This window comes from Methylobacterium sp. Gmos3 (genome assembly GCF_056430985.1).
Window position 1 is genome coordinate 521,470 of sequence record NZ_JBWJYL010000003.1, and the last position, 10,150, is coordinate 531,619.

12 protein-coding genes are annotated in these 10,150 nt (G+C 67.9%); 8 read left to right on the forward strand and 4 right to left on the reverse strand.

Annotated elements, in window-relative coordinates; genetic code table 11:
* Nucleotides 1–5: 5 nt before the first annotated feature.
* Nucleotides 6–545 carry a pilus assembly protein N-terminal domain-containing protein gene (locus ACS5Q7_RS08830; RefSeq protein ID WP_478338946.1) on the reverse strand — a complete coding sequence of 180 codons (540 nt, stop codon included), beginning with the start codon at nucleotides 543–545 and terminating at the stop codon, nucleotides 6–8.
* A 288-nt stretch (nucleotides 546–833) separates the two neighbouring features.
* On the opposite strand from ACS5Q7_RS08830, the gene ACS5Q7_RS08835 reads away from it, so the two are divergent.
* The 3 genes from ACS5Q7_RS08835 (at nucleotide 834) to ACS5Q7_RS08845 (ending at nucleotide 2,421) form a co-directional block, all read left to right on the forward strand.
* The gene (locus ACS5Q7_RS08835; protein ID WP_478338947.1) at nucleotides 834–998 is read left to right on the forward strand and encodes a Flp family type IVb pilin; all 165 of its coding nucleotides are present in this window, start codon (nucleotides 834–836) and stop codon (nucleotides 996–998) included.
* Nucleotides 999–1,109: 111 nt separating this feature from the next.
* Nucleotides 1,110–1,634: an A24 family peptidase gene (locus ACS5Q7_RS08840; RefSeq protein WP_478338948.1), complete on the forward strand. Its 525-nt coding sequence runs from the start codon at nucleotides 1,110–1,112 to the stop codon at nucleotides 1,632–1,634.
* A 52-nt stretch (nucleotides 1,635–1,686) separates the two neighbouring features.
* Nucleotides 1,687–2,421, forward strand: coding sequence for a M48 family metallopeptidase (locus ACS5Q7_RS08845; protein WP_478338949.1), 735 nt, complete (start codon nucleotides 1,687–1,689; stop codon nucleotides 2,419–2,421).
* 3 nt (nucleotides 2,422–2,424) lie between these two features.
* On the opposite strand, the gene ACS5Q7_RS08850 is transcribed toward ACS5Q7_RS08845, so the two are convergent.
* Nucleotides 2,425–2,799 (reverse strand): hypothetical protein, encoded by a 375-nt coding sequence (locus ACS5Q7_RS08850; protein ID WP_478338950.1) that lies wholly within the window; start codon nucleotides 2,797–2,799, stop codon nucleotides 2,425–2,427.
* A gap of 257 nt (nucleotides 2,800–3,056) precedes the next feature.
* On the opposite strand from ACS5Q7_RS08850, the gene ACS5Q7_RS08855 reads away from it, so the two are divergent.
* Genes ACS5Q7_RS08855 through ACS5Q7_RS08870 form a run of 4 tightly spaced genes read left to right on the forward strand, consistent with a single transcriptional unit; the run spans nucleotide 3,057 to nucleotide 7,558 of the window.
* A complete protein-coding gene (locus ACS5Q7_RS08855; protein ID WP_478338975.1) occupies nucleotides 3,057–3,518 on the forward strand; it encodes an invasion associated locus B family protein in 462 nt (153 codons plus the stop codon).
* 23 nt (nucleotides 3,519–3,541) lie between these two features.
* Nucleotides 3,542–4,159: a hypothetical protein gene (locus tag ACS5Q7_RS08860; RefSeq protein ID WP_478338951.1), complete on the forward strand. Its 618-nt coding sequence runs from the start codon at nucleotides 3,542–3,544 to the stop codon at nucleotides 4,157–4,159.
* Nucleotides 4,065–6,008 carry a glycosyltransferase family 2 protein gene (locus ACS5Q7_RS08865; protein WP_478338952.1) on the forward strand — a complete coding sequence of 648 codons (1,944 nt, stop codon included), beginning with the start codon at nucleotides 4,065–4,067 and terminating at the stop codon, nucleotides 6,006–6,008. The genes ACS5Q7_RS08860 and ACS5Q7_RS08865 overlap by 95 nt, the downstream gene beginning before the upstream one ends.
* 56 nt (nucleotides 6,009–6,064) lie before the next feature.
* Nucleotides 6,065–7,558, forward strand: coding sequence for a glycosyltransferase family 2 protein (locus ACS5Q7_RS08870; protein WP_478338953.1), 1,494 nt, complete (start codon nucleotides 6,065–6,067; stop codon nucleotides 7,556–7,558).
* Between the two features lie 3 nt (nucleotides 7,559–7,561).
* On the opposite strand, the gene purC is transcribed toward ACS5Q7_RS08870, so the two are convergent.
* Both purC and nth read right to left on the reverse strand, forming a co-directional pair.
* Entirely contained in the window at nucleotides 7,562–8,356 is a 795-nt protein-coding gene (purC, locus tag ACS5Q7_RS08875; RefSeq protein ID WP_238205833.1) for a phosphoribosylaminoimidazolesuccinocarboxamide synthase, read from the reverse strand.
* Nucleotides 8,357–8,530: 174 nt separating this feature from the next.
* Nucleotides 8,531–9,265 (reverse strand): endonuclease III, encoded by a 735-nt coding sequence (gene nth / locus ACS5Q7_RS08880; RefSeq protein WP_478338954.1) that lies wholly within the window; start codon nucleotides 9,263–9,265, stop codon nucleotides 8,531–8,533.
* A gap of 20 nt (nucleotides 9,266–9,285) precedes the next feature.
* Here nth and ACS5Q7_RS08885 point away from each other — a divergent pair, with 20 nt between their 5' ends.
* Nucleotides 9,286–9,807: a DUF2244 domain-containing protein gene (locus ACS5Q7_RS08885; RefSeq protein ID WP_478338955.1), complete on the forward strand. Its 522-nt coding sequence runs from the start codon at nucleotides 9,286–9,288 to the stop codon at nucleotides 9,805–9,807.
* The last annotated feature ends 343 nt before the right edge of the window (nucleotides 9,808–10,150 follow it).

The window sequence follows — 10,150 nt, forward strand, 5'->3', positions numbered from 1 at the left end:
CCGTCTTACGGTGTGGGCATCGGGCCTGCAGCGGCGCCGGCCCCCGGGGCCTGAGCGGCGGCGCCGACATTGCCGCCGCTCGAGGCGAGCGCGCGACGCTTGTCGGCCTGGCCGCTGGCGGGGTCGAAATACTTGGCGGCGTCGCCGAGCTGTGCCGAAGGCTGACAGTTCGGCGTGCAGGACAGCGACTCGCGCTCCATTCCACGCTGGACGGTGATGGTCGCCTCGCGGGACGCCTCGACGCGGATCATCGTCTCGGCGATGAGGGCGCCCGCGTTGTCGAGGGCGATGAGGTTCGTGGAACCGAAGCTCTTGCCGGTGAGGATCAGCACGCCGTTCTTCTGGGGCGTCACCTCGGCGATGAAGGGATTGCCGACCACGACGGTCTGCGTCTTCTCCGGCAGCCGTATCACTTTGGCGTTATCGACGATCACCGTCACCACGGGCAGCGCCTCGGGCTGGGCAGCGATGGCCGCACCCGGCAGCATGCTCAGAACGGAGAAGGCGAGGCCGAGCCAGCCGGTCGGCGAGACAGTGAGACGCATCGAAACTTGCCCGTACGAGGCGCGCGGCAAAACCGAGCCCCTTAAGCAAGCACGATATTGGTAAACGGACCGCTAAGGGCCATTCGCCTAATATCGGCTATAGTCTTCCGCGTTGATTGGTTTTTCAATCAACTTTTCTTTACCAATCTCAAAATGTGTCAGCCGAGCCCTCGGTTGTGAGATCGGCTTAACTCAATTTCAAGGCGTGCTAGCCAGTGTGAGGGGGCCGCCGATCGAGGCGTAACACTTCGTCGGTCTTTTCGCTTCCTCCGAATTGGGATCTTCAACATGAAGAGCATCATCAAGCGCTTCGCCGGCGACGAGTCCGGCGCCACCGCCATCGAGTACGGCATGATCGCCGCCCTCATCGCCGTCGTGATCATCGGCACGCTGAAGGTGATCGGCACGCAGCTCAACGCGAAGTTCACCTCGATCTCGGCTCAGCTCAACTGATCGGGTAGGCGACTTTCTCCGATCCGCGGCACGGGGAGTGGCCGCCGCGTCCCGAAAGGGACGGGGCGGGTGCTCACCGTGCCGGAGCAATTCGGATCCAGGCCGGGGTTCATGATGAGCGGAACCGTCATCGCCGAGTTCGGGCTGCTGGTGCTGTTCCCGTTCCTGATGGCTTATGCCGCCGCGAGCGACCTGCTCACCATGCTGATCCCGAACCGCATCTCGCTGGCGCTGGTGCTCGGCTTCGCCGTGCTGGCCGCGAGCGGGCTGATGAGCCCTTCCGAGATCGGCCTGCATGTCGGCGCCGCCGCCCTCGTGCTGGCGACGACCTTCACCCTCTTCGCTCTGAACGTCATCGGCGGCGGCGATGCCAAGCTCGCGGCGGCCACGGCCCTGTGGCTCGGCTTCGACGGGCTGATCGACTATCTCCTCGCCGCTTCCGTGCTCGGCGGCCTCCTGACATTGGTCCTGCTCGCGGCGCGATCGCATCCGCTGCCCAACCCGCTGGCCCGGCTGCCTTTCGCCCTGCACCTGCACGACCGGAAGACCGGCGTTCCCTACGGCATCGCCCTGGCTGCCGCCGCCCTGCTCGTCCTTCCCGAGACCTCCGTCTGGACTGCCCTGGCCGGCGCCTGAGGCAGCGAGCGAAGGATCTGGAGCCCGCGCCGCCGCGACGCTAAAAGGGCTCATGCCCCTCGCATTCCTGCGACGACCCGATCCGGATCATCTCGAGGTTCACCACGAGGGTGCGCTTTTGCGCGTTGCCCTGCGTCGGCGCGAGACCGCCCGCCGCATCACCCTGCGTGTCTCGGCCGCGACCGGCGAGGCGGTGATCACCGTGCCGCCGCGCATGGCCGTCAGCACGGCCCAACGCTTTGTCGCCGGCCATGCCGGGTGGATCGCGGGTCGCCTCGCCCGCGTGCCGGCGCGCATCGCTTTCGAACCCGGTGCCGAAATCCCGATCCGGGGCGAGCCGCACCGGCTCGTGCTGCGAGGGCCGCGGGGGGGAACCGCGCGGCTCGGCGAGGAGGGGGGCGCCAGAATCCTGTCCCTCGCCTGCGAGGAAGCCCATTTCTCACGGCGGGTGCGGGACGCCCTGATGCGGGCCGCCCGAACCGACATCGACGCCGCCATCGAGCGGCATGCCGTGACGCTCGGCCAGCGCCCGGTGCGGATCACCCTGCGCGACACGCGCAGCCGCTGGGGCTCATGCACCGCGCGGGGGGAGCTCAACTTCTCCTGGCGGCTGATCCTGGCGCCGCCGATGGTGCTCGATTACCTCGTCGCGCATGAAATGGCGCATCTGCGCGAGATGAACCATTCGCCGCGCTTCTGGGCCGTGGCCCACCGCCTGTGCGGCCATGTCGATGCCGCCGAAGCGTGGCTGAAACGGAACGGCACCGAGCTGCACCGTTTCGGCTGACCCTCAGCCCTTCACGCGCAGGACGCGCCGGGCCGTGACTTCCTCTGCGGGCCAGACGGGACGCGGGTTGACCTCGCCGGGGTCCAGGGTGCGCGGCGCGGTGCTGTCGCAGATCTCGCGCTGGCGCAGGATCACCGGATTGCCGAACTGATCGTGCCGCCGGATGATGCCGCCTTCCCGGCAATTGCCGGCGAGGGCGGCCGAGCCGCCGCGACGGCCATACGGGTTCACCGCCACCGGGGGATGCTCGACGGTGAGCGCGTCGGAATGGTTCAGCGAGCGCTCGACATAGGTCGTCTCGCCCACGGGCAGGCCCTGCGCGCCGGCTGAGGCGAGGGTGGCGACGAGGAAGGCGGCCGAGAGGACGGGAAGTCGCATGACGAGGTTCCGAATTGTGGCGGGCGCAGACGCGTTCGCCACAATCTAGGCCATATGCGGCCCCTCGGGTAGCCGGTGCCGCATCGAGGCAGGGATCCCTCGCTTGACAGCGCGGGTGCCCGCATGGTCGGAACACCGTCGCTTACCGGGCCGCCGCCGTCAGGGCGCGGTCTCTCCGACAGGGTCAGATGGTGCCGTTCATCGTGAGGCTCGATCGATTCCGGCATGCGGCTGCGCTGTCCGGGCTTCTCATCCTGATGTCGGTCCTGGCCGCAGCGCCCGCCGCCGCGCAGGGGACCGTGCGCAAGACCTTCGACGATTGGCAGCTCCGCTGTGAGACGCCGGCCGGCGCCAAGGCCGAGCAATGTGCGCTGGTCCAGTACCTCGCGGCCGAGGATCGCCCGAACCTGACCCTCGTGGTCATCGTGCTCAAAACCGCTGACAATCGCGGCTACCTGCTGCGCGTGGTGGCGCCGCTCGGCGTCCTTCTGCCCTCCGGCCTGGGGCTGAAGATCGATCAGACCGATATCGGCCGCGCCGGCTTCGTCCGGTGCCTGACCACCGGCTGCGTCGCCGAGGTGGTGATGGATGGCGGCTTGATCCAGCAGTTCAAGAACGGCGCGAAGGCGACCTTCATCGTCTTCCAGACGCCCGAAGAAGGTGTCGGCATTCCGCTCTCGATGAAGGGCTTCGCCGCCGGTTTCGACAGCCTCAAGTGACACACCTACCCGGGTTCTCGCTCATGGTTGGATATCGGATCGTCCTTCTTGGCCTCGCCGTCGCGGTGGGCGCGGCTTCGCCGGCTTCGGCGCAGGAGGGGGGCAACGTCTTCACGAACATCTTCAAGTTCGGCGGCACGACGGTTCCCCCGTCGCAGCCGCAGGAGACCGAGCCGGCCTATTGTCCCACGGTGGACGTGATGGAGGGCGGGGCGGCCCTGCGCATCATGGCCGGCGCGAACGTGCGCACGCAGATCAGCCTCGGACGCCTCGCGCGGGAATGCGTGCGCCGCCAGGATGGCACCATCACGGTGAAGGTCGGCGCCGAGGCGCGAGTCCTTCTCGGACCCGCCGGTGCGCCGGGGCGGTTCGATGTGCCCGTGACCTTCGCGATCAAGCATAACGACAAGGTCGTGACGACCCGCACCGCCCGGACGACCGCCGAGATCGACAAGGGCGAGGCGCAAGGTTTCGCGCAGATCGTCGTCGACGACCTCACCGTCCCGGCGGGCATGACGGACGATTACGAGATCGAGGTCGGGCTCGGTGGCGCCAAGGCCCCGACCGCCAAAGCGAAGCCCCGCCGCAAGCCGGCCGCCGCTGCCGCCGCTCCGGCCGGCGGAGGCGACGCTGGCCAGTGAGCCGCGCTCACGGCAGGCCGCGTTCCGCCTCGAACCGAGCGGCGATCCGGTCTTCGAGTCGCGTCTGACCCTGTCCGGCCGCCCCGGCGGCTGGTTCACCCTGAGCTTCACGGGCGACCCTCTCGTCCCGCCCCGGCGGCCGGTCCTGCGCATCGCGCGTTCCGGCGGCGAGGAGCAGGTGATCGTCTGCCCCGGTCCGGCTTTGGGCCGGTCCCTTTGGACGGGGCTCATTCCAGACGATGCGACACGGATCCTGCTCGCCGCCGCGCCCCATGCGAGGCTTGAGCGGGTCGAACGTCGGAGCGAGCTCGGCATCCTCCTCGAATGTGCGCGGCGGAAACCCGGCAATGTCTTCGCCGCTCTCCTCGCACGGGCGAAGGGGCAATCGCGCCGCTACCGAGACATTCTGCGCGGCGGCGTCGCCGTCACGCGGCAAAGGCATTTCAGCGGCTGGGCGTCGTCGCGGCGCGTGCCTTTCGCCGGGCCGGTGCCGAACCTCGCGATCCGCTGCGTCGTGCTGGCGAACGGAGCCTCGCCCGAAGCCGTGGCGCGCACCCTCGCGTCCCTTCGAAAGCAAACTCTGGCAGTGGAGGTGGAAACCATCGCCGACGCGGCCGTCGGAAGCCCGTCGGACTTGCTGGCCGGAGCGGCGTCTCTCTGCGTCGTGCAAGCCGGCGACGAGCTTGAGCCGGATGCTCTGGCACTCCTGGCGGCGAATCTGGGCGGGGCCGAACTCGTCTATGCCGATGAGATCGGCGCCGATGGTTTGCCCCGGCTGAAGCCGGATTGGAGCCCGGACCTCGCCCTGGCGACGGGCTATGTCGGCTGCGTCGCGTTGTTGTCGCGAGGGCTCGTCGCACGCTTGCCGGCCACGCCTCTCGGCCCCGCCGCCAAAGCCATCGACACGCTCGGCCGCCTCACGGCGCAAGCCTGCCGCCAAGCCGTCCATGTTCCGCGTCCTCTCGCGAAGCTCGCTGCTCGGGCAAGACCTCCGGTCGCTGAGGCGGCATGGCCGCCCCCCGATCCAGCGCCTCTTGCCAGCGTGGTGATCCCCTCTCGCGATCGGCTCGATCTCATCACCACAATCTGTCGGGGTGTCCTCGACGCGACCGATTACCCGGCCATCGAGCTGATCGTGGTCGATAACGGCTCGACCGATCCCGCCGTCCTCGCCTTCTACGAGGATCTGAGGCGCGATTCCCGGACCCGGATCGTGCCGTTCCCGCAGGCCTTCAACTTCTCGGCCATGGTCAATGCCGGGGTGGAGGCCGCGTCGGGGCAGGTCATCGTGCTGTTGAACAACGACATCGGCGTCCGGGAACCGGGCTGGCTCGCGGCGATGGTGCGTCAGGCGATCCGGCCGGAGGTCGGCGCGGTCGGGGCGAAGCTGCTGTTCGGCGACCGCACGCTGCAACATGCCGGCGTCGTGGTCGGCCTCGCCGGGAGGGCGGGCCACATCCTGCGGCGTCGCCCGGCCGAGACGCCGGGGCATCTCGGCCGCCTGCGCGTGGCGCACGAGGTTTCGGCTGTCACGGCCGCCTGCCTCGCCGTCTCACGCGAGAAGTATCTGGCAGTCGGCGGCTTCGATGCGGAGGCCTTTCCCGTCGACTTCAACGACGTGGATTTCTGCCTCCGTCTCGGCGCGAAAGGCTGGAAGACGGTCTGGACGCCGGAGGCCGAACTCTTCCACTTCGAATCCGTGAGCCGTGGCCCCTCGGTCGGGGCAAAGCGCGAACGCTTCGAGCGCGAGGCCGCTGTCTTCACGGATCGATGGCTCGATGTGATCCGACACGATCCATTCTACCATCCGGCCCTGTCGCTCACGACGTTCGGGGAGGATCTGGAGTGAGCCGCCCCGATCCGACAGGCGGCGCCTCTCTCGGGGAGGGCAGGAAGCCCTCGCCTTTGGCTGTGGCGAGGGCATTGCTGCGCCAGCCCCGCGCGGCCCTCGACGTGCTCACCGCTCGCCTGACCGGGAAGCGGCTGAGAGCCCGCCAGCGACTCGCGGCCCTCGTCGGGATCGATCATCGCCTCGCCCTGCCAGCCTCCGCGATGAATTGCGCGACCGAGGAGCCGGCAGGGGAGGGGGGCTTCACCATGGTCGGGAGCGGGACGCTCGTGCGCGGGGCCTACAAGCGGCTATCCCGCGCCTTCGCCGAGAACCCATCGCTCCAGGCGATCTACGGCGACGGGTTGGTGCAACGGGAAGTGGGCGGCGCGGCCTATCCCGTCCTGCCGCCGACCTTCGATGCGGATCTGTTGATGGCGATCGACTACCTCGGCCCGCTCGCCGTTCGCCGGGGCGCCCTGTCATCCGCAACGAGCCCGGTCGCGGCGGCCTTGGCGGTCGCCGAGCGTCACGGCGCCGGCTCCATCGGCCACCTTCCCGGGCTGCTCTATCTCCGCCGCCCTGGAGACTCGGCCTCGCCCGACCGGGTTGCCGCCGCGCGAAGTCATCTCGATCGCACCGGCCGCGAGGCCGCGACCGTGATGATGGACGCGGACGGGATCGTCCGCGTCACCCATCCCTTCGAGGATGTGCCGCTCGTCAGCATCATCGTCCCGACCCGCGACCGGCTGGATCTCCTTCGCCCATGCCTCGATTCACTACGCCGCCGCACGGCTTGGCCGAAGCTCGAGATCGTCGTCTGCGACAACGACAGCCGCGAGCCGGAAACGCTCGCCTACCTGGACGCCCTGTCGGGGGAGGGGAGGGGAGTGGTTGTGTCCTGTCCCGGCCCGTTCAACTTCGCGGCGATGAACAATGCGGCCGCCGCTCGGGCACGGGGGCGCCTCCTCGTCTTCATGAACAACGACGTCGAGGCGTTTCGGCCGGATTGGCTCGTAGCCATGGCTCGCCATGCCCTCCGGCCGGAGATCGGCGCCGTCGGCGCCAAGCTTCTGGATGGGGAGGGCCGCATTCAGCACGGGGGCATCGTCCTGGGCACGGGTGGCCTCGTCACCCACGCCCATCGCCATTTTCCCGGCGACGCGCCGGGCTACCTCTTCACACTTCGCGTCGCGCACGCCGTCTCGGCGGTAACAGCCGCCTGCCTGATGGTCGAAGCGGACAAGTTCAACGCGGTAGGCGGCTTCGATTCGGAGGCCTTCGCGGTCGACTTCAACGATGTCGATCTGTGCCTGCGCCTGAACGCAGCCGGCTTCCGCACGCTGATGGTGCCCGAGGCGGTGCTGCACCATCGCGAGGCGGCGAGCCGCCGCTGGACCGAGGCGGCCCGCACTCGCCACGAGGGCGAAGTCGCCGCCTTCAAAAAGCGATGGGGGCCGCTGCTCGCGCAGGACCCCCATTACAATCCGGGATTCGACCGAAACCTCTCGACCCACGCGAGGCTCGCGCGGGACTTCCCGAAGGCCGGCGACATTCGCCGGCCCGCGTGAGCGCTACTGCACGAGGCGCGGGCCGCCCATCTGCACCTTCTCGTTCTCAGCCATGATGCCGAGGCGCTTGGCGACCTCGGTATAGGCCTCGATCAGACCGCCGAGATCCTTGCGGAAACGGTCCTTGTCGAGCTTGTCGGAGGACTTGATGTCCCAGAGGCGGCAGGAATCGGGGGAGATCTCGTCGGCGACGACGATGCGCATCATGTCGCCTTCCCAGAGCCGCCCGGTTTCCATCTTGAAGTCCACGAGACGGATGCCGACGCCGAGGAAGAGGCCCGACAGGAAGTCGTTGACGCGGATCGCCAGCGCCATGATGTCGTCGATCTCCTGGGGCGTGGCCCAGCCGAACGCGGTGATGTGCTCTTCCGACACCATCGGGTCGTTGAGCTGGTCGTTCTTGTAATAGAACTCGATGATCGAGCGCGGCAGCTGCGTGCCTTCCTCCAGGCCGAGGCGGGTCGCCAGCGAACCGGCCGCCACGTTGCGGACCACCACTTCGAGGGGGATGATCTCGACTTCCCGAATCAGCTGCTCGCGCATGTTCAGCCGCCGGATGAAGTGCGTGGGCACCCCGATGTCGTTGAGATTCTGGAAGACGAATTCCGAGATTCGGTTGTTCAGAACGCCCTTGCCATCGATGACCTCGTGCTTCTTGGCATTGAACGCGGTCGCGTCATCCTTGAAGTGCTGGATGAGGGTGCCCGGCTCCGGCCCCTCGTAGAGGACCTTCGCCTTGCCCTCGTAGATGCGACGGCGGCGGTTCATGGGCGTATACCGTGGTTTGAGGAAGTCCATGGCCGGGGTTCCTGGGTAGCGCGACGAGTGAAGCGGGATCCGCGGCGAGGCGACCGGACGTTTGGTCGGGTGGCCGAAGGCCCCTCGTGAAGGGCCCGGCGACCGCGCCGAAACTACCCGAAGCGGGCAGGCAGCACAACGCGTTAGCCCTCATGCCTCGCGCCGCCGAACCGCTCAGGCGGTCTTGGCCGGGTAGCGACAGAGATCGTTGATCCGGCAGGTTGAGCATTCGGGCTTGCGCGCCTTGCACACGTAGCGACCATGCAGGATCAGCCAATGATGCGCATGCAGGAGGTATGGCGCCGGGACGATCGCCTCCAGCTTCGCCTGGATCTTGTCGGTGGTGGAAGCCACCGCCAGGGGAATGCGGTTGGCGACCCGGAAAATATGGGTGTCGACCGCGATTCTCGGCACACCGAAGGCCACGTTCAGCACCACGCTCGCCGTCTTCTTCCCGACGCCGGGCAGGACCTGCAGCGCCTCGAGGCTGGCCGGCACCTCTCCCCCATGCTCCTCGATCAGGATGCGCGAGAGCGCGATGACGTTCTTCGCCTTGGTGTTGAACAGGCCGATGGTGCGAATGAAGTGGCGCACCTGCTCCTCGCCGAGGGCCAGCATCGCATGGGGCGTGTCCGCCACGGCGAAAAGCGGTCCCGTCGCGAGGTTCACGCCCTTGTCGGTCGCCTGCGCCGACAGCACCACGGCGACGAGCAGCGTGTAGGGGTTCGTATAGCGGAGGTCGCTTTTCGGCTCGGGATTGGCTTCCCGGAGGCGGCGAAAGATTTCCTCCACGCTGGCCTCGTCGACCGGCTCCGGCGCGGCGACGGCATGGCCATCGAGGGCCGGTGCGGGGAGGCGGGTCGCGAGTCGACCACGTGCGGTGGCGGCGGACGGCTTTCTCACGGGCATTCGCGCGTTATATCTGTGGGATGGCGAGCTACAATCCTTCAGTCCACCCGGACGGGCTCGATCCGGATACCTTCGACCGACCGGTCTTCGAGGCGACCATCCGGCCGCATCAGAGCCTGAGCCGAGCGGGCTTCCGCGTGGTCATGAGCGGCCTGTGCCTCGTTTCCATCGCAGTCTCGGTCTGGGCATGGAGGATGGGCTTCTGGCCGATCGCCGGCTTCTTCGGCCTCGACATGCTCGGCATCTACCTTGCCCTGAAGGTCAGCTTCCGGCGGGGTGCGTCCTTCGAGGAAGTGATGATCTCGCAGATCGAGATCTTGCTCGCGCGGGTCAGCCACCGGGGCGAGCGGCGCGAATGGCGCTTCAATCCGCTCTGGACCAAGCTCATCTCCGTCGATGACGAGGAGTTCGGGCTGCAGCGCCTCACCCTCGTGTCTCGTCGGCAGGAGGTCGCCGTCGCTCGTGATGCCGGGCCGGAAGAGCGCGCTCGCATCGCCGATGGTCTCAGCCGGGCGCTCGCGGACATCAAGAAGGGTCGCTGACGCTACGCGAAGGCGTCACGCGGGCGTCACGGGTCTCTGACAGAAAAATCGCTTAGGCTCGCAAAAAGGCGGTTGACGAGGCCGGGAGCGGTCCGTATACCCCTGTTCATCGGCGCCGGCCGCGGAAGCGAACCGGAAGCTGACTTGTCTGTCTCTGGTGCTGCTGAGGTAGCGCTGAGGCGGGCGGCCTTACCGGACAATCGAATGGGACGTGCCTGGCGGTGGTTTAAGCCGGGTGTGGAACGGTTCGTGGGTCTCGTAGGGTGTGAGGGCTCCGCCTCGGGGTGTGAGACTTCGGCTCTTTGACATTGTGATATTGAGGAAGGGAGACGCGGACGGCGTT